General features: G+C 40.8%; 16 protein-coding genes. 9 read left to right on the top strand and 7 right to left on the bottom strand.

What is annotated here, in order from left to right; genetic code table 11:
* The first annotated feature begins 31 nt into the window (after positions 1-31).
* Positions 32-1,693 carry an ArnT family glycosyltransferase gene (locus tag VF06_RS17645; RefSeq protein WP_099068426.1) on the top strand — a complete coding sequence of 554 codons (1,662 nt, stop codon included), beginning with the start codon at positions 32-34 and terminating at the stop codon, positions 1,691-1,693.
* On the opposite strand, the gene VF06_RS40920 is transcribed toward VF06_RS17645, so the two are convergent.
* Positions 1,674-1,859 carry a hypothetical protein gene (locus VF06_RS40920; protein ID WP_180267724.1) on the bottom strand — a complete coding sequence of 62 codons (186 nt, stop codon included), beginning with the start codon at positions 1,857-1,859 and terminating at the stop codon, positions 1,674-1,676. The two genes, VF06_RS17645 and VF06_RS40920, sit on opposite strands and share 20 nt — an antisense overlap.
* 103 nt (positions 1,860-1,962) lie before the next feature.
* On the opposite strand from VF06_RS40920, the gene VF06_RS17640 reads away from it, so the two are divergent.
* The 4 genes from VF06_RS17640 to VF06_RS17625 all read left to right on the top strand — a co-directional run bounded on the left by VF06_RS17640 (position 1,963) and on the right by VF06_RS17625 (position 6,643).
* Entirely contained in the window at positions 1,963-2,430 is a 468-nt protein-coding gene (locus VF06_RS17640; protein ID WP_099072919.1) for a MarR family winged helix-turn-helix transcriptional regulator, read from the top strand.
* A gap of 163 nt (positions 2,431-2,593) precedes the next feature.
* Positions 2,594-4,051 carry an HlyD family secretion protein gene (locus VF06_RS17635; protein WP_099072918.1) on the top strand — a complete coding sequence of 486 codons (1,458 nt, stop codon included), beginning with the start codon at positions 2,594-2,596 and terminating at the stop codon, positions 4,049-4,051.
* A gap of 238 nt (positions 4,052-4,289) precedes the next feature.
* The gene (locus VF06_RS17630) at positions 4,290-5,885 is read left to right on the top strand and encodes a DHA2 family efflux MFS transporter permease subunit (protein WP_099072917.1); all 1,596 of its coding nucleotides are present in this window, start codon (positions 4,290-4,292) and stop codon (positions 5,883-5,885) included.
* A 176-nt stretch (positions 5,886-6,061) separates the two neighbouring features.
* Entirely contained in the window at positions 6,062-6,643 is a 582-nt protein-coding gene (locus VF06_RS17625) for a Uma2 family endonuclease (protein ID WP_099072125.1), read from the top strand.
* On the opposite strand, the gene VF06_RS17620 is transcribed toward VF06_RS17625, so the two are convergent.
* From VF06_RS17620 to acs, 4 genes are all read right to left on the bottom strand, one after another.
* A complete protein-coding gene (locus VF06_RS17620) occupies positions 6,640-7,419 on the bottom strand; it encodes a Uma2 family endonuclease (RefSeq protein ID WP_099072126.1) in 780 nt (259 codons plus the stop codon). The two genes, VF06_RS17625 and VF06_RS17620, sit on opposite strands and share 4 nt — an antisense overlap.
* A gap of 91 nt (positions 7,420-7,510) precedes the next feature.
* A complete protein-coding gene (locus VF06_RS17615; protein ID WP_099072127.1) occupies positions 7,511-8,713 on the bottom strand; it encodes a nucleotide kinase domain-containing protein in 1,203 nt (400 codons plus the stop codon).
* Between the two features lie 327 nt (positions 8,714-9,040).
* On the bottom strand, positions 9,041-9,709 hold the full coding sequence (locus VF06_RS17610) for a tetratricopeptide repeat protein (protein WP_099072128.1): 669 nt from the start codon (positions 9,707-9,709) through the stop codon (positions 9,041-9,043).
* An 87-nt stretch (positions 9,710-9,796) separates the two neighbouring features.
* The gene (gene acs, locus VF06_RS17605) at positions 9,797-11,770 is read right to left on the bottom strand and encodes an acetate--CoA ligase (protein ID WP_099072129.1); all 1,974 of its coding nucleotides are present in this window, start codon (positions 11,768-11,770) and stop codon (positions 9,797-9,799) included.
* Between the two features lie 228 nt (positions 11,771-11,998).
* On the opposite strand from acs, the gene VF06_RS17600 reads away from it, so the two are divergent.
* From VF06_RS17600 to VF06_RS17590, 3 genes are all read left to right on the top strand, one after another.
* Positions 11,999-12,640 (top strand): Uma2 family endonuclease, encoded by a 642-nt coding sequence (locus VF06_RS17600; RefSeq protein ID WP_099072130.1) that lies wholly within the window; start codon positions 11,999-12,001, stop codon positions 12,638-12,640.
* Positions 12,641-12,956: 316 nt separating this feature from the next.
* On the top strand, positions 12,957-13,649 hold the full coding sequence (locus VF06_RS17595) for a hypothetical protein (protein ID WP_180267601.1): 693 nt from the start codon (positions 12,957-12,959) through the stop codon (positions 13,647-13,649).
* A gap of 69 nt (positions 13,650-13,718) precedes the next feature.
* Positions 13,719-14,156 carry a hypothetical protein gene (locus VF06_RS17590; protein ID WP_099072139.1) on the top strand — a complete coding sequence of 146 codons (438 nt, stop codon included), beginning with the start codon at positions 13,719-13,721 and terminating at the stop codon, positions 14,154-14,156.
* A gap of 253 nt (positions 14,157-14,409) precedes the next feature.
* Here the strand turns inward: VF06_RS17590 and VF06_RS17585 are convergent, their stop codons facing one another.
* Positions 14,410-14,832: a hypothetical protein gene (locus VF06_RS17585; RefSeq protein ID WP_099072132.1), complete on the bottom strand. Its 423-nt coding sequence runs from the start codon at positions 14,830-14,832 to the stop codon at positions 14,410-14,412.
* A gap of 123 nt (positions 14,833-14,955) precedes the next feature.
* Complete coding sequence (gene pyrG / locus VF06_RS17580) at positions 14,956-16,587, bottom strand: CTP synthase (protein ID WP_099072140.1); 1,632 nt, start codon at positions 16,585-16,587, stop codon at positions 14,956-14,958.
* An 85-nt stretch (positions 16,588-16,672) separates the two neighbouring features.
* On the opposite strand from pyrG, the gene VF06_RS17575 reads away from it, so the two are divergent.
* On the top strand, positions 16,673-18,427 hold the full coding sequence (locus VF06_RS17575; protein WP_099072133.1) for an N-acetylmuramoyl-L-alanine amidase family protein: 1,755 nt from the start codon (positions 16,673-16,675) through the stop codon (positions 18,425-18,427).
* Positions 18,428-18,665 lie beyond the last annotated feature (238 nt).

Here is an 18,665-nt window from a genome sequence, read left to right as displayed (position 1 = left end):
AAATTGTGGCATCTATTTGATATAAGTTTACATGTTATACAAATTACGTTCTTTGCAGTATATTGGGCGCAAAATCTTGCTTTTAGGAGCATCACCTTATTTTATTTTGTTAGTTTGGATACTACCTTTATTATTATTTACTTCTGGTGAAAATAGCCTCATAGCACATGACGAAGCGCTTTATGCTTCACGGGCACGTTTGATGTTTGATTCTGGGAATTGGATTGCACCTTGGGAAAAGCCGCATCACAAAACTCCTGGGCCTTATTGGTTAATTGCCAGTTTCTATCAGCTGTTTGGTATTAATGATACGAGTGCGCGTCTTCCTAGTATGCTTGCAGGAATTTTATGCGTCTGGCTGGTATATGAAATCGGCAAAATCATCTTGGGTAAAAAACTAGCTTTGCTTGCTGGTGCAATTTTAAGTGTGGAATTTCTCTGGCTGCAATCTTGTCGTTTAAGTACCCCAGATGTACCTTTAGTTTTGTTAGTACTTTTAACGATTTGGTCTTTTATCAAAGCAGAATTAAATCCGGCAAAACGCTACTTCTGGAGTTTTAGTGCTGGTTTAAGTTTAGGTTTAGGCTTTTTAATCAGAAGCTTTATGATTTTTGTACCAATCATAGCTTTATTACCTTATTTAATTTGGGATGCTAAGCGTCATCGTCATCTGAATAACCTCTTTTTATATTTAGGGATTTTCGTCGGTTTGATTCCTACTTTTGTTTGGCTCTGGCTTTGTTGGTTACATTATGGAAACCAAAGTTTTGAAGAATTATACAAATTTGTGATCTATCAAAGTAGTAAGGGAAATGATAATTATCACACGAATTTTCTCTTCTATGTTTGGAATATTGGTCTCAAAGCATTTCCTTGGGCTTTTTTCGCAATTTTCGGACTAATTTTGGCCATCCGTCATCCCTTCCGCTACCAATTATTATTAGTTGGATTTCCTGTTGTCTTTTTTATTGAAATTAGTATTTTTACAACTCGTTTCTCTCACTATAGTCTTTGCCTTTATCCCTTCGTGGCGTTGTTTGCTGCTGTGGGTTTAGACTGGCTAGGTAAAATTTATCAGCTAGGAATTTCCTCGCCATCTATTCTTCAACAAAAGAAAAAAAATATCTTCAATTTTTTTGTCAAAGAAAATCTTCCCCGAAACCTCAGTTATGGATTTGGTGGATTCGGTGTTTTACTCATTATCGCCAGCATTGTGATTTTTGCTTGGGTTAATTCTGATATCCGTAAGTATGCAATTATTGGCTTCGCTATGGGATTAGGTTGGTTAATTTTACCTGTTGTGTGGATTGGTCGTTATCGCTTTGGTAAAAAGTTTCTCACCACTCGTTACTGGATAGCAGATTGGTTAATTCCCTGTTGGTTAGCTTTAGCAGCTATGGGTAGTATAGGTTTGTTAAGTGACTATAACCCGGACTTAAGAGTTTTTCTCCAACAAAGCGCGATCGCTTCTATTTTGAAAACTAATCCGATATACTTTGTGGAAATAGATGATAAAGTCCAAGTACTCCTCGATTTCTATATTGCTATTGACGACAAACGAGTAGCCTCATTTTCTGAAGTACCAGCTTTTAGCTACGCTTGGACTTCTCAAAATCAATCCCCTAAATTATCCAGACCTCACCGTATTCTCGGTACTGTGAAAGAATATCAGTTTATTCAAGTACTTCGTTAGTTATTGGGCATGGGGCATGGGGCATGGGGCATTGGGCATGGAGACAAGGGGGACAAGGGGGACAAGGGGGACAAGGGGGACAAGGGGGACAAGGGGGACAAGGGGGACAAGGGGGACAAGGGGGACAAGGTAGCAATTTTTCTCCCCTATCTCCCCATCTCCCCATCTCCCCATCTCCCCCACTTCCCTAGTTCCAAAAAAAGAGCTGTTGCCAAAATCATCAAAATTAGATAGTATATGAATATTAAGTATGCTAAGTATTTTAAAAAATGATTTCTACATCCAATCAATCCCCAACTTTAGAGTCCTGGCAGCAAAATCTCGCACCATACAATTTGGGGTACAGAATCAAATTACTTTCGCAACTACTAAGTCGTAGGTTTACTGATAGACTCGAACCTTTTGGATTGACGCCATTTCATTGGTTGGTGTTGTGCTGTCTTTGGCAAGAAGATGGTTTACCTACTTCTAGTATTGGGGACAAACTCAAACAAGTAGGCGGTACTTTAACTGGGGTGTTAGACCGGATGGAAGAACGCGGTTTGGTTCGTCGAGAACGCGATACTCAAGACCGCCGCATCTGGCGAATCTGGTTAACGGATGCAGGACGGGAACTACAAACTATCCTACCTCCCATCGCTGCACAAGTGTGTGATGAAGCAATGGACGGTATTTCCCTTGCTGACCGAGAATTTTTTTCCCAGATTTTGAATAAAGGCATCGCTAATCTCTCTTAAAAGATACTTCCACAATCACCCAAGCGGGGGAAGCTACATTAAGATTTATTTTGAGAAGATATTACGCATACTAAATAAAAGCCACGCAAAGGCTCGTAAATCAATATTACGTACTTTAAATAAACGAGAGTTAACTAAATCAATCTGCAAGGAGTTGAAACTTATGGGTGTCAATACTTTAAACGGACGCAAGGATAACAAAACCCCAATTTTAGAACCAGAATTGATTACAGATTCAGAGACTTTAGAAGCCACCACCACAGAGACAACTCAAGGGCCTGTTGTAACTCCCCAGACAGAAAAAGAAGTTCCACCGAAGCGTAAAAAACCCATTGGTTTAATTTTGGCAGGATTGGGTGTAGGTGCGATCGCCGCAGGTACTTTTGGCTATAACTACTGGCAATATTCCTCTACTCACCAGGAAACAGATAACGCCACCGTTGTGGGAAACATTCACCAAATTAGTAGCCGCATTCCCGGAACTGTAACTCAAGTTTTGGTGGATGATAATCAACTGGTGCAACCGGGACAATTATTAGTCAAGTTAGATGCGCGGGACTATGAAAGTAAAGTCCAACAAGCACAAGCAGCATTAGAAAATGCGCGGGGTCAGGCCCAAGCCGCCCAAGCAAATATCGCCTTAGCTTCACAAACCACCACTGGTAAAACAACTCAGGCGCAAGGAGATGTTAGCAACGCTGTAGCGGCAATTTCCACAGCCCAAGCAGCAGTCCAAGAAGCGCAAGCGGGGATACCAGCAGCACAAGCCGAAGTGAAGTTAGCCCAAGCGGGAATTCCTGCCGCCCAAGCCCAGGTAGCCCAAGCCAATGCCAACTTGGAAAAAGCCCAAGCAGATTATAACCGTTACAACGAATTGTATAAATCGGGTGCCATCGCTCGCCAGCAATTAGACACAGCCAAGGCGGCCTATGATGTGGCTGTAGCCCAGAAAAATGCTGCCGTCCAGGGAGTAGAACAAGCCCAAGCCAGATTAGCCTCGGCGAAAGTTGGCGTTGCTAAAGCCCAATCTCAATTAGCACAAGCCCAAGAAAGTGTAGTTAGCGCCCAAGCAAAATTGGCTGCATCCAAGGGAGGATTGCAACAAGCCACAGCTGGCGGACAAGATACAGCAGTCAAACGCAGTCAATACGAAGCAGCAAAAGCAGCGATCGCACAATCAGAAGCATCGCTCAAAGACGCTCAATTGCAACTATCCTATGTTAATATTACTGCTCCTAGTGCTGGAAGAATAGGCAGGAAAAACGTGGAAATTGGTAACCGAGTTGCAGCGGGTACACCGTTAATGGCGATCGTGGATAATCAAAATTGGGTAGTTGCCAACTTCAAAGAAACCCAACTAGAAAAAATGCGCCCAGGAGAACCAGTAGAAATCAAGCTGGACAGTTTCCCTCATCACACTTTTACTGGTCACGTTGATAGTATTTCCCCAGCTTCCGGCGCTCAATTTGCCTTATTACCCCCAGATAACGCCACAGGTAACTTTACCAAAATTGTACAGCGCATCCCAGTCAAAATAGTTTTCGACCAAAACAGCATTCAAGGATACGAATCGCGAATCACACCGGGGATGTCTGCGGAAGTTGCAGTGGAAGTTAAATAGAGTATGGGCTATGGGGCATGGGGCATGGGGCATGGGGCATGGGAGATGTAGCTTTAGCTTCTCTTTCATAGACGCTAGCGCGAACCCGAAGGATGGGGAATGAGGGGGACAAATCAATTCAAAATTCAACATTAAAGAACTTTTAAATGCGTGATTTTTTAATGTCCCATGCCCAATGCCCAATGCCCAATGCCCAATGAGATGAGTATAGAATTTAATCAAAAAATGAAACAACACTATGGCTAATACAGGTATAATTCGTCAGCCAGGGCACAATCCTGCTGTCCCGCCAGAACGGGTGCCGTTCAGAACTTGGATTGGTGTATTGGCAAGTATGCTTGGTGCGTTCATGGCGGTATTAGATATTCAAATTACTAATGCTTCCCTGCAAGATATTCAAGCAAGTTTAGGAGCAACTTTAGAAGAAGGTTCTTGGATTTCTACTGCTTATCTCGTTGCGGAAATTGTAGTAATTCCTCTAACAGGATGGTTATCAAGGGTCTTTTCTTTAAGACGTTATCTATTAGTAAATACTGCATTATTTATTTTATTTTCTATATGTTGTGCTTGGGCGTGGGATTTGAATTCTATGATTCTGTTCCGGGCTTTGCAAGGTTTTAGTGGAGGAGTTTTAATTCCTACCGCTATGACAATTGTTTTAACTACCTTACCACCATCCAAGCAATCAATAGGATTAGCAGCTTTTGGTTTTAGTGCAGTTTTCGCCCCATCAATCGGCCCGACATTAGGAGGTTGGTTAACGGAAAACTTTGGTTGGGAATATAACTTTTATATCAACTTAATTCCAGGTATATTAATGCTGGCTGGCGTTTGGTATGGAATTAAGCAAGAAGCACCCCAAATTAGTTTATTAAAACAAGGCGATTGGTGGGGAATTATTGCAATGGCCATCGGATTGGGTTCCCTGCAAGTTGTTTTAGAAGAAGGTAGCCGTAAAGATTGGTTTGGTTCGGCGTTAATTGTACGCTTAACTGTAATTGCAGTAATTTTTCTAGCAATATTTTTCTTTATAGAATTAACTCGTAAACAACCATTTATTAATTTGCGGCTGTTGTTTAGACGTAACTTTGGTTTAGCGAGTATTGTAAATGTATCTTTGGGTGTTGGCTTGTATGGTTCAATTTATATTTTACCTTTATATCTTGCCCAAATTCAAAAATACAATGCGTTGCAAATTGGTGAAGTATTGATGTGGGCTGGGATTCCCCAATTATTTATTATTCCTTTTATACCCAAATTAATGCAACGTTTTGATGTGCGCTTCATGGTGGCTGTTGGCGTAACTTTATTTGCTGTCAGTGCATTTATGAATTCTGGTATGACTAATCAAACAGGATTAGATCAATTACGGTGGTCACAATTTGTGCGGGCAATGGGACAACCTTTAATTATGGTACCACTTAGCTCTATTGCCACTGGTGGATTAAGTCCGAAAGAAGCAGGTTCGGCGAGTGGTTTATTTAATATGATGCGGAATATGGGCGGTTCGATTGGAATCGCTTCTTTGGCAACTTTATTAACAAATAGAGAACAATTTCACTCGAATCGATTGGGGGATGGCATATCTTTATATGACCCAACAACTCAACAGCGCATTGACCAAATGACTCAATATTTTATTAGTCGTGGTGCGGATTTGAGTACGGCACAAAATCAGGCGATCGCATCTATATCAAATATAGTTCGTCGGGAAGCATTTGTCATGGCTTTTAACGATTGTTTCTACTTTATTGGCATTGCTTTATTGTTGAGTGGACTTGCGATTTTGTTCTTTAAAAAAGTGAAAGCAAGTGGTAGTGCAGTCGCTCATTAAATTTGTTTGATGAGTTAAAATATTAGATAAGTAGATAGTCATGATTAAATCTAAGATGTCATTGCGAGCGAAGCGAAGCAATCGCAAAGTCTCTGGGATTGCTTCGCTTCGCTCGCAATGACAGAAAATATTATATTTATTTATGTCCATCTACTTAAAACTATTCAGGTACTAACATGGTCATCAGCCAAAATGAGTACTATATTTCCCCAGAAGAATATTTAGAAGGCGAGAAAGTAAGCGAAATAAAACACGAGTATATTGATGGGCAAGTCTATGCTATGGCTGAGGCCAGTGATGCCCATGTGACTATAGTAGGAAACTTGTTTATTTTGCTACGAAACCATCTTCGCGGTAGTGGTTGCCGTATCTACATATTAGATATGAAAGCGCGAATTGATGTCATAAATCGCTATTTCTATCCTGATGTAATAGTTACTTGTGATACACGAGATAAAGAATTTGAATATTTTAAGTGCTATCCTTGCTTAGTGGTAGAAGTGCTTTCTGAATCAACAGAAAGTTTTGATAGAGGGAAAAAATTTGCTAGTTACAGACACTTAGAATCGCTACAAGAATATGTGCTAATTTCATCAGATAGAATGAGTGTAGAATGCTTCCGTCGTAATGAACAAGGACATTGGGTACTTTACCCTTATGAAAAAGGAGAAGAAGTACATTTAGCTAGCGTTGATTTTCGTTGTGCGATCGCCGAAATATATGAAGATGTATCATTAGCAGACGATAATAATTTTTAATCCAACATTTCTGGGTCAATTCCTAAAGCATTGAGTTGTTCCACAGAAAGATTACGCAATTTTTCGGTAATTAATAGCCGCTTTTGTCGTTCAACTTCAGCGCGTTCTTCACCTGTTAGCAGTAAATTTCCTTGTGCATCCCACCACCGCAACCAAGGTAACTCTGCATTCTGATACAAACCCTGCCATATTCCCAACTCTACCCCTAAAGGAGCGATCGGGTAATGTCCTCTTTCATTGGGTTGCATCATTTGATAGGTATTATCAATTAAATGATACACCTCAACCTGGGCTTTCGCTACTTCATAAATTCCATAATAAGGCACTCGAATTGCCTGTTCATAAACCCAAAATTTCCCAACATTTCCACTTTCCCCTTGAGATGGCGGTGTTTTATCTCGTTCTTCTGAACCATCTCCAGAGACAAATTCCAACACAATTAAAGGTGCGAAAGATTCTTGCCACAACACATAACAACCCCGCGTTTTACCTTCAAGAATTGGTGATACATTGGGTAGATAAAACCAATCTGGTGCTGAGGCACCCTTCTCAGAAGGATCTGTTAATCCCCAGTAGATATCTAAATTTTCTCCAACAAAATATTGTCCATCAGGATGGCGTTGTTCTAGCACAGGTTTAATTGAATCTGTAATTAAGATACTTTGTGGATGCTCCTGAAGATTTTTGCCTCCGGCACGCTTCGCGAACACAAATGTACCATCTGAATCTGGTAACTGGGTGTGGTCAGGTAAAGTTAATGACGATAAGGAAGTCATAGGCTTTAACCAAGATTATATTTGTATTTTATTTATTATCTGTTGACTTATTCTATTGTTACTTTGACTTTGCTGTTAGGTTACTCCCATTTTATAAGCACAACTGTTGAGATTTTTCTATCTGTGTATTGTCTAAAGGCTTTGATTTTTTGCTTTTATTTATTTTTTGCTTTAATTGGAACTGTCGTTCAGATGTTTTGTAGAATTTTGATTTATTTTCTTTAATTACAGAAGTTTCTTTTACGGTCGAGTCTAATTCCAAAGACAATTGCTGATTAGTATTATTGGTTTGTTGTAAATTACGAATATCTAATGTTGGCGATATATTCCCTATAGTTTGTTGTATCTTATGGTTAATTTGCCATTTAGGTGGATAAAAATAATCAATGGGTTGAGGCGTTGAAGTAAACTTAGACTTTATCTTTTTGCGATTACTCTTCAAATCAGGAAAAGCTGCTCGGCAATATTTATCAGTTTCACAAAATAGATTTTGACAGTCTATCGCCTGTAGCGGACGACCCCAGAGTGATTGAAAATTTAACCCTAAACGTTGAAATTCTTTCTCTTGATTTTCAGTCATCCAATGAATAACATCTGTGTATGTTTTACCTGCTGTATCAATAAAACATTTGTTGATACCACGTTCGGCTCCTGGCCCTGCTATAGTAAAACTGTTTTCATCAAAGTTGATAATTTCACTATAATTTATATCTGTGGCTAATTGGTAAGCCATAAACTTACCCAGTAATGGATATTCTTGGATTATGTGAAAAACATCTTCAAAATTTTTGGCTTTAACTATGCGTTTGTCTACTCTCTCTTGAACAACCATTTTATCAATTAATGCCAAATGATTTTGATGTTTTTTATCATAACCAAATTCTTTGCTGGCACAAGACATGTACGCACTGGTGTAAATAACATGCCCAAGATTCATTGCTTCTTGTAAAATGTTTGAATATATATTCAAATCGAAATTAGACAGTGTAATGTACTCACCTAGTTGTTTTTCTAAATATTCCCAGGTTTCTATTTTGTTAAAAATTTTAAATAACAAAATTCTTAAAATTACTTCTTCTTCGTTTTTGCTTCTATTGTTATCATAAATTACATTTTTAATTAAATATTGGGAAACGCGATCGCTTGCTCGATAGGCATTACAAAATTTATAGGTATTAATAATAGGATCGCCCGTCCAAGGTGGTGGGAGATTATTAATTTTATTGAAAAATACTTCTTGCCGCATAGCAGCAAATCGCCAATAGGTATCAAAAATTTCTTGTCTGACTTGCATATATGTTCTCTCCTCTCAAGACTTAGATTATGCGACAATCGTATTTTTGGCAACCCATATAGCAAATCTGATGAAATTTTATCTACTGAAAAGATATATAAAACTTATGTTTTATTTTTCAAATACATATAGGGTAACCAGCAGTTAGGGCAGGTTTTTTCAACTGTTGGTAATGCACCATTTCAAGGTTTTGGTGCGTTAGGCTACGCCATAACACACCCTACATATACATAGATTTGTTCAGCAATCAAATGGGCTTTTTATAGTAGATAAAAGTTTAGTAAAGAGACCAAAATTTTATCTAACTCCTAAATTCTGCTTTAATTATTATGAAATAGTAGGATCGTCTGATTTTTTGATTTCTTGCAAGATTCGTTCTACTTGATTTACCTTTTCATTCCTATTTTGTTCTTTAAAAAGATTTAAAGCTTTTTCTAAAGAAGATAAAGCCTCATCTTTTTTATTTGTTTGCCACATTGCTAGAGCAAAATTAGTCAATGCTTCCGCATAATTGGGATTAATTTCTAAAGCTTTCTGATATTCAGTGATAGCTTCTTGCCACCGACTTTCGCTAGCGTAAACCATACCAATGGCATTGTAAGCTAAAGCATATTTTGACTGGAGGCGGATGGCTTCTTTGTATGCGCTAATTGCTTCTTCTGATTTCTTTTGTCGAAACAGCACATTTCCCAACTGAAAGTGTCCAAAGGCATCTCTGGGGAATTGTTTAATTAACTTGCGTAAATTTTCCTCTGCACCTTTCATGTCTCCTTGATTATACAAAGCATTGGCTTGTTGGAGAATCTGCGATCGCTCTGATGGCCCTTGGTCTGAAAATTGCGCTAGTTTGTGTACTTGTCTTTGGGGATACTGTTGAGGCGAATCGAAAGAAACTGCTAACACGGATGGTGATAGACCAATGGCAGCGATCGTAGTCAGTGCTATGCAGCTAAAAGGTTGAACAAATGCTGATTTCAGTTTGCTGTTCGGTTTCATCGCCCTGAATGCCTCAATAGTGCTCTAATACTTATGATAAATTGCGGGCGCGTTACCGTGTAACGCCCCAGGATTTATCTAAACTTGCTACGCCCCTTCCCGCAATTTGTCTAATACGCTTCTATCTTCTAAGGTTGAAGTATCACCAGATACTTCTTGTCCCGCAGCGAGATTTCGCAATAATCGCCGCATAATTTTACCCGATCGCGTTTTTGGTAAAGCGTCGGTAAAGCGAATTTCTCCAGGACGGGCAATAGCACCAATTTCTTTGACTACGTGTTGCTTGAGTTCTTTACTCAATTCCTCACTTCCTTGATAGGTGCCTTCTAATGTCACAAAAGCAACTACTTCTTCTCCTTTGAGTTCATCCGGCTTACCCACTACCGCCGCTTCGGCAACTGCTGGATGGGAAACTAAGGCTGATTCGACTTCCATTGTACCGAGGCGGTGTCCAGATACATTCAATACGTCATCTACCCGACCCATTACCCAGAAGTAACCATCTTCATCGCGTCTTGCACCATCACCAGCAAAATAAGTATAATTCCCATCTTTGGGGGGGATATGTTCCCAATAGGTGCGGCGGAAGCGTTCCGGATCGCCGTACACTGTCCGCATCATTCCCGGCCAAGGATGGCGCACTGCTAAATAACCACCTTCGTTGCTTGGTACGGAATTTCCTTCTAAATCTACGATGTCTGCAAGAATTCCAGGGAAGGGCAGAGTTGCGGAACCGGGTTTCGTGGCAATTGCCCCTGGTAGCGGGGTAATCATGATACCGCCAGTTTCAGTTTGCCACCAAGTATCAACAATTGGACAGCGCTCTCCACCAATCACTTTGTGATACCACATCCAAGCTTCTGGGTTAATGGGTTCGCCGACGGTTCCCAACAATCGCAACGAAGACAAGTTTCGCGCCTTGGGGTGGTGTTCGCCCATCTTAATAAATGCCCGAATTGCCGTAGGTGCAGTATAAAAAATGTTGACACCGTATTTTTCAATTACATCCCAGAAACACCCAGGATTAGAAGCACGGGGCGCACCTTCATACATAATAGTTGTTGCACCGTTGGAAAGGGGGCCGTACACTATATAGCTGTGTCCAGTAATCCAACCTACATCGGCGGTACACCAATATACATCTGTGTCTTGCAGGTCAAAGATCCACTTGGTGGTCATGTGGGTATACAGATTATAACCAGCAGTTGTATGTACCACACCCTTTGGTTTGCCCGTACTGCCAGAAGTGTAGAGGATAAACAGCATATCTTCGCTGTCCATCGGTTCAGCTGGACAATCAGCGGAGGCATTTTTTTGTAAATCGTGCCACCAATGGTCGCGTCCGCCTAATTGCATGTATGTTTCTTGTCCGGTGCGCTTGACAACCAGGACATTTTCTACGCTGGGAACAGCGCCATCAGCCAAGGCTTTATCTACCTGTTCCTTGAGGGGAACGATCGCATCTTTGCGCCAGCCACCATCAGCGGTAACTACCAATTTAGCTTTCGCATCAATTAAGCGATCGCGCAAAGCTTCCGCACTAAAACCACCAAATACCACACTGTGGGGTGCGCCAATTCTCGCACAGGCTAACATAGCGATGGCGGCTTCCGGAATCATTGGCATATAAATACCAACGCGATCGCCTTTTTGTACGCCTAATTGCTTCAACACATTGGCAAACTGGCAAACTTCCCGATGCAGTTGGGCGTAGGTGAGGGTACGGGAATCTCCTGGTTCCCCTTCCCAAATCAATGCAGCTTTATTTTTGCGCCAAGTGGTGAGGTGTCTGTCAAGACAGTTGTAAGAAATGTTAATTTTACCGCCTACGAACCACTGAGCAAAAGGCGGTTGCCAATCTAGGACTGTATCCCATTTTTGGAACCATGCTAATTCATTTGTCGCCAAATCTGCCCAAAATTGCTGCGGATCGGCTTTAGCTTTCTCATAAAGACGCTGGTAGTCTTCTAAGCTCTTGATATGGGCGTTTTGTGAGAATTCAGGACTAGGATGGAAAAGGCGATTCTCTTGTAGGATTGATTCTATGGTTGGTTGAGACATAGTTTAATAAGCGCGATCGCTATTGTTACTAAAAACTATTCTTAGCCCAGTTATGCTGTACTGTGTTTAGATTTTCATTAAGCGCCATTAGTCATTGGGAGTGGGGAGTTAGGAGTTAGGAGTTAAGAATTTTCCCCATCTCCCCATCTCCCCATCTCCCAATCTCCCCATCTCCCCATCTCCCCACCTCCCCACCTCCCCATCTCCCCACTCCCTTTTACAAAAACTATGCCACTTATTCTCGATGACCTCCACCGAGACCAAATCGATTTGCTGATTCGCCTACTGAAATCGTGGTGGCGAGAAAAGCAGGATTTTTATGCTTCTGGGAGTTTAACAATTTACTACAGTCCCAACCAAAAAAAATCGGAATACTTCCGGGGGCCAGACTTTTTTGTAGTTTTGGGAACCGAGAAAAAAGACCGTAAAAGTTGGGTAGTTTGGCAAGAAGACGGGAAATACCCAAATGTAATTGTAGAAATTTTGTCGAATTCCACAGCAGTCATTGACAAAGGCTTTAAAAAACAAATTTACCAAGATACTTTTCGTACACCGGATTATTTCCTGTTTGACCCCATAAAAATGGAGTTACAGGGATTTCACTTAGTAGATGGAAAGTATCAAGAAATTCAATCTACCACTGATGGACGTTTATGGAGTCAACAGTTAGAACTTTACTTGGGAGTTTATGAAGGTAAATTAAGATTCTTTACTACTGAAAACCAATTGATACCATCATCTGAAGAACTAGCCCAACAAGAAAGTTTACGTGCCCAACAAGCAGAAGAACGCGTCCAACAAGCAGAACAAGAAATTGCCAGATTGCGCGAACTTTTGCGTACACAGGGCATTAACCCTGAGAATATTTAATCAGACGACCAAATTTACATAGACACTTTACAGTTAAAATTGGAGAAGAATACAAAATACAGAATTTAGAATCAACCTATTCATTACTAGTGACGTGACAAGATTAAAATATTGCAATAGTAAATATATTTTCTTGTGTGGTGGGCATCTTGTCCGCCAATTAGGGCAGGGGAAACCCGCATCCTGCAAGAAGAAAGCTAATGCAGCATTGTAGCTGTGCCACAGCACTATAGTCGTATAGAATTAAATTCTCAATTCTGATTCCTGAATTACTGATTGTTAAAAAAAGCTTTAGTATCTGAAAGTAGGGCCTCGTTTGCAAGCAAAAGAGATTAAGGATAAATTAAAATCCCTCATCGAGCAAGCTTACTCGATAGATCCTAATTTAGCGAGAAGATTAGATGAAATCAACCGTTGGGTGAAGAATATCAAACCAGGTTCCCTGACGGCTAAACCTTTTGTCCTTGCTTTTCTTTTAGAAGTAATTACGGACTCGACAATTTGGCTGATAATAAAATCCTCACCTTCGCAAGAAGCACAAAAAGCAAAATTTGAGCAAATGACACCCATTGAAAGATATTGGTATGGTTACCTTTTTCCCAAATGGATTAATGCAAATGATTCCAAGTTTTATATTTGGAAGCAAAAATTAATGGCAGGCGAGTTTAATCGCGGTGATGATGATATTATTAGAAATATAGCCCAAGATATTGTTCAGCGAGAAGGTAGTTTTTGGCAGCGTTATATTGCCGACCTATCAATGGCAACGGATTTAATTGTCAGTAATCGTCACAATCAACCACTCTGCATTCAAGTTACCAGTGTCAGTGAAGAACTCAATCAACAAAAGTACCAAGCTTGGCAAAATACACTGCGATCGTGGGAAATAGAGCGAGGATTATTTTTAAGTTACAATCCCAAGGATGCTAATTTTGTGAACCAGTTAGTCAACGTGGCGCTGTATAACAGTGATTATCTTTCTGGTGGAAAATATTTAAAATTTTCCTGATTGTTTTTGGATTTTGATGTACAAGATTTGTATTCTAGCCTACATACTTACCTGCTCATTACAGCTTTTATGGCTCACAATAGAGAAACTCACACCTGCAACAATGTTAATTTTGCCGAAGCTTTAGCAACAGCTAGACAAATGCAGCAGAACTGGTTAACTTACGGCATTGATTTTGTGAATTTTTATGTTGAAGATGTAAATGGAGACTGGTTAGAAACCTGGGGAAATGATGAAATATTGGGTAATTCTCGATTGGATGCAATTAAAGAATTTTTGGTAAGTGATGATAATGTAGCTGTAAAAGTCAGGGAATATTTAGGGGAGCGATCGCTATTCGATTTTGCAGTAAGTTTAGAAGCATATTGGAGAAGTCCTGAGATAGATGACAGGTTAGCAGCTGTGAAAAATCTATTAGCTACTGGTGAAAATAATGTTCATAAAGATGACATCAGCTTAGTGAATTTAGCTAATAGTCTCTTGGTGAAGTTGGCAGATATTTTGTAGAATTTCTGAACATAGCAGATTTAAGCTGAATTGCATAAGTGCTTCAACCTCATTAGAGTTTGCGAAAAAAAATCTTATAGCTAGGATAGGGAACACAGGAAACAGTTTCATTTCTATTTTCTGTGACTTTTCGTCAGTAGAATATATCAAGAAGCTATTTAGAGGTAGTGATGTGATTGTTTCTCCCACCTTTCTAAAACTCAACTTGACTGCACAACAGGTTTTTGATTTAGCTTTGTAAATAGAGTTAATTTTAAGACAAAAAATATCCTGTTGCTTTCTCAATATATTTGACGACTTTTTCGTAGGATTCGGGATTATTCACAGGGTTGATGATGATGGGAATAGTACCATCTGGCAACCAAAAAGTTATCCTACCGTTTGGTTCATGACAAAAAGAACTTATACAATCTAAATTAATGATATATTCATTTTTTTCGTAAATAATTTTCACCCAATAGGCGTAATTTAATTCTAATTGAGTAACGCACTCTATATAATCGATAATTTTTTGATAATCTTCTAAATTATTTTGCGGATTAATCACAATGGGAATGGCACTATCAGGTAACCAAAAAGTTACCCTGCCATTTCGTTCGTAACAGAAAGCATGGACGCGTTCAAAATTTACTACATATTCTTTCCTCTCGTAAAGGATTTTCACCCAGTACGTCACAACATCTCCTCAAGTCCAAAATTTACGAATGATGCACCCTGTATGCCAAATGTACCCAAGTCCTAAGTTAATGTTGCTATGCGCCGCTTCAAAATTCAAAAAATAATTATGAATTACGAATTGTTAAGATACCTCCAATGGTGTTGGTGTACCAGAAGTTGACAGAGAAATCGCCGCTTGAATGAATCCTTTAAATAAGGGATGAGGGGTACTAGGACGGGATTGAAATTCGGGATGAAATTGGCAAGCAAGAAAGAATGGATGCTTCGGTAATTCCACAATTTCAACTAAGCGTCCGTCAGGAGAAGTACCACTAATCACATAGCCAGACTTTAACAACAAATCGCGGTAAGCGTTGTTGAATTCATAGCGATGTCGATGTCGTTCATAAATTACATCTTCTTGATAAAGTTTAAAGGCCAGAGTATCAGGGAGAACACGACAAGGATACAGTCCCAAGCGCATTGTACCCCCTAAATCCACCACCTCTTGTTGTTCTGGTAATAAATTAATTACCGGATCAGTGGTATAAGCGTCAAATTCAGCACTATTGGCGTCTGTTAATCCCCCTATATTCCTCGCCCATTCAATCACGCAACATTGCATTCCCAGGCATAAACCCAAGAAAGGAATTTGGCGATTCCGGGCATATTTAATCGCAGCAATTTTGCCATCTACTCCCCTGAGTCCAAAACCTCCAGGGACAACTATGCCGTCTACACCCTCAAGGTGGGTTTCGGCGGGTTCAGTTTCCAAAAGTTCTGAGTTTACCCAACGCAGGCGCAGTTTGCCATAGGTGGAGATTGCAGCATGGTTGAGTGCTTCCACTACAGATAAGTAAGCATCACTTAACTGTACATATTTACCGACAATGGCGATTTCTATTTCGTGTTTAGGGCTATGTAAGCGTTTTACCAGGGTTTGCCACTGGGTTAGATCTGGTGTCCGCTGTTCCATTTGCAGTAAGTCTAGTACTTGTTCTGCCAGTCCTTCCCATTCCAGATTCAACGGTACTTCGTAGATACTTTTGGCATCTTGGGAGGTGATGACGCATTCTTCCGGCACATCACAAAATCCCGACAGTTTTTGCTTTAACTTTGCCGATAATGGGCGATCGCTCCGGCAAACTAAAATATCTGGTTGAATACCAATAGATCGCAGTTCCTTGACTGAATGCTGTGTTGGCTTGGTTTTCATCTCACCCGCAGAGGCAATCCACGGCACCAGCGTCACGTGCATGTATAATACATTCTGCCGTCCCACTTCTTTGCGGAACTGACGAATTGCTTCCAAAAACGGCAAGGATTCAATATCTCCCACAGTACCACCAATTTCTGTAATCACCACAGATGGATTTGTACTTTTAGCCACTCTTAGAATTCGTTCTTTAATTTCATTCGTGATGTGGGGAATTACCTGTACTGTACCGCCTTCATAGTCTCCGCGTCGTTCTTTATTAATGACTGCTTGGTAAATTGAGCCAGTAGTCACACTGTTTAATCGCGACATTGAAGTGTCGGTAAAGCGTTCGTAATGTCCCAAATCCAGATCTGTCTCGGCACCATCTTGGGTAACGAACACTTCCCCATGCTGAAACGGACTCATCGTCCCAGGATCTATATTGATATAAGGGTCGAGTTTGAGAATCGACACTGAATATTCCCGCGATTTGAGCAAACGCCCTAGACTTGCTGCTACAATGCCTTTGCCAATACTGGAGACTACGCCTCCAGTTACAAAGATAAACTTAGTCATAGTAGTTTGAATTTCTAACAACTTCTAAAAATACATCCCGTAATTGTGCCATAGTGACTGTGGTTAAATCTTCCGCACTCTTGCTGTGAAAAAGCTCTTAGGATTAGTAATATTAGGCTGTATTCTCACCTCCTCCTTAGCCTTGGCAGAACCATCTGTTCTAATCGTTTTTCCTCAGACAAACTACCAAACAAGTGCCGAAAAAATCTTTTTTCTGGGCACAGCACCACCAGATGGACAAGTCTCCATCGATGGTAAGCCAATTAACCGCAGCAAAGCTGGTCATTTTTCTCCAAGTTTACCCTTGCAGTTGGGAGAGAATCTGTTTACTGTGCGTTACCGCAATCAAGAACTCCAGATTAAGGTGACAAGGGTTGCCACTTTGCCTGAACTTCCACAGGGGTTAGCCTTTGCGAAAGATTCTCTGACTCCAGCAGCTGACATTGCCAGACTACCAGAAGAACTTATTTGTTTTAGCGCGATCGCACCCCCGAACGCCAGTGTATCCGTCTACCTGGCTAATCAAACTGTTGCCCTTTTGCCCCAACCCCAGCAAGCCCAACTACCAAATAATTTGGCAGCTTTGACGGGACAAAATCAGCCTCATGGCCAGTCTAGCGTAGGCAGCTATAAAGGTTGCACCACTGTGGCAACTCCTGGCGATCTGGGACAACCCCAGTTTCAACTGACCCTCAACGGTAAGACAATAACTCAACCAGGAAATGGTAAGATTCAAATCCTTTCCAAGACAGAGTTACCAGTTGCCCAGGTGACAGTAGACGCAGGTGTAGCACGCACTGGCCCTAGTACCGATTATTCTCGACTTACACCATTGCCCAAAGGCACGCGAGCAACGGTTACAGGTAAGGAAGGTGAATGGTTGCGCCTAGACTATGGAGCTTGGATTAATAGTCAGGAAACCCGCACTCTACCCGGTGCAGTTCCGCCACAAACAATAATTCGCAGCGTCGGATACCGTCAACTCCCTGGTGTTACAGAGATGGTTTTCCCCTTACAAGTCCCCGTACCTGTGAGCGTACAACAGAGCGATCGCACTTTTAGTCTCACTCTCTACAATACTACTGCCCAAACCGATATTATTCGCTTGGACGACGACCCCCTGATTTCTCGCCTAGATTGGCAACAGGAGACACTAGAACGAGTAAAATACACCTTTAACCTCAAAAAAGCTCAACAGTGGGGATATAAGCTAAGATACGACGGTACAACCCTGGTTTTAGCTTTGCGTCATCCGCCTAAAATTGGGAACACAAAACGCAAGCCTTTAGCTAATCTCAAGATTTTACTAGATCCAGGGCATGGAGGTAAAGAATCTGGTGCCAGTGGGCCAACTGGATATTTAGAAAAAGATGTCAATTTGGTGGTATCGAAGTTGTTAAGGGATGAGTTGGTCAAGCGAGGAGCAACAGTGGTGATGACGCGGGAGGACGACAAGGAAGTTTCTTTAGTAGAACGTCAAGCAATTATTAGTCAAGAAGAACCAGCGATCGCTATTTCTATACATCACAATTCTCTACCCGATAATGGCGATGCCGAAAAAACCAAGGGATTCGGCAGTTTTTGGTATCATCCCCAAGCCCACAGCCTAGCGATATTTTTACAAAATTATGTAGTCAAAAATCTCGGTAGACCTGACTATGGTGTGTTTTGGAATAACCTGGCGCTGACACGTCCAGCCGCCGCCCCATCAGTGTTGTTGGAATTGGGTTTTATGAGCAATCCCGATGAATTTGAACAGGTGGTGAACCCAGAAGAACAGAAAAAAATGGCAAAAGCGATCGCTCAAGGTATTACTGAGTGGTTTAAGAGTGTTAAATAAATTCGGATAACTAGAGTTTGAGCCTCATTGAATTTGGTAGAGGGCGATTAGCTAGTTTCTGCTCAATGTTGCGATCGGTCTTTGTTCAAGCTTTTTGACTTTTATAGTCTATTAGTATTTCTTAGCTTATGTCTTGTTACAGTCTTGATAGGAGCAGGTTTAAGTAAACTCTATGAAGCCAATTCGGTTTACCAAAGACGCTTTATTGGCCTTAAGCGAAATCATATACAAGTGAGGA

This window comes from Nostoc linckia z4 (assembly GCF_002608075.1).
Classification (GTDB): Bacteria; Cyanobacteriota; Cyanobacteriia; order Cyanobacteriales; family Nostocaceae; genus Nostoc; species Nostoc linckia.
Note: the sequence above shows the minus strand (reverse complement) of the source record. Positions and strands in the feature narration are given on the sequence as shown.

Bases quoted from the DNA above. Each gene is read 5' to 3' on its own strand.
- pyrG (WP_099072140.1), bottom strand. From the start codon at position 16,587: ATGACTAAGTTTATCTTTGTAACTGGAGGCGTAGTCTCCAGTATTGGC.
- VF06_RS17615 (WP_099072127.1), bottom strand. From the start codon at position 8,713: ATGCAAGTCAGACAAGAAATTTTTGATACCTATTGGCGATTTGCTGCT.
- VF06_RS17600 (WP_099072130.1), top strand. From the start codon at position 11,999: ATGCCACTTATTCTCGATGACCTCCACCGAGACCAAATCGATTTGCTG.
- VF06_RS17635 (WP_099072918.1), top strand. From the start codon at position 2,594: ATGGGTGTCAATACTTTAAACGGACGCAAGGATAACAAAACCCCAATT.
- VF06_RS17640 (WP_099072919.1), top strand. From the start codon at position 1,963: ATGATTTCTACATCCAATCAATCCCCAACTTTAGAGTCCTGGCAGCAA.
- VF06_RS17610 (WP_099072128.1), bottom strand. From the start codon at position 9,709: ATGAAACCGAACAGCAAACTGAAATCAGCATTTGTTCAACCTTTTAGC.
- VF06_RS17620 (WP_099072126.1), bottom strand. From the start codon at position 7,419: ATGACTTCCTTATCGTCATTAACTTTACCTGACCACACCCAGTTACCA.
- VF06_RS17625 (WP_099072125.1), top strand. From the start codon at position 6,062: ATGGTCATCAGCCAAAATGAGTACTATATTTCCCCAGAAGAATATTTA.
- VF06_RS17645 (WP_099068426.1), top strand. From the start codon at position 32: ATGTTATACAAATTACGTTCTTTGCAGTATATTGGGCGCAAAATCTTG.
- VF06_RS40920 (WP_180267724.1), bottom strand. From the start codon at position 1,859: ATGGGGAGATGGGGAGATAGGGGAGAAAAATTGCTACCTTGTCCCCCT.
- VF06_RS17630 (WP_099072917.1), top strand. From the start codon at position 4,290: ATGGCTAATACAGGTATAATTCGTCAGCCAGGGCACAATCCTGCTGTC.
- VF06_RS17590 (WP_099072139.1), top strand. From the start codon at position 13,719: ATGGCTCACAATAGAGAAACTCACACCTGCAACAATGTTAATTTTGCC.
- acs (WP_099072129.1), bottom strand. From the start codon at position 11,770: ATGTCTCAACCAACCATAGAATCAATCCTACAAGAGAATCGCCTTTTC.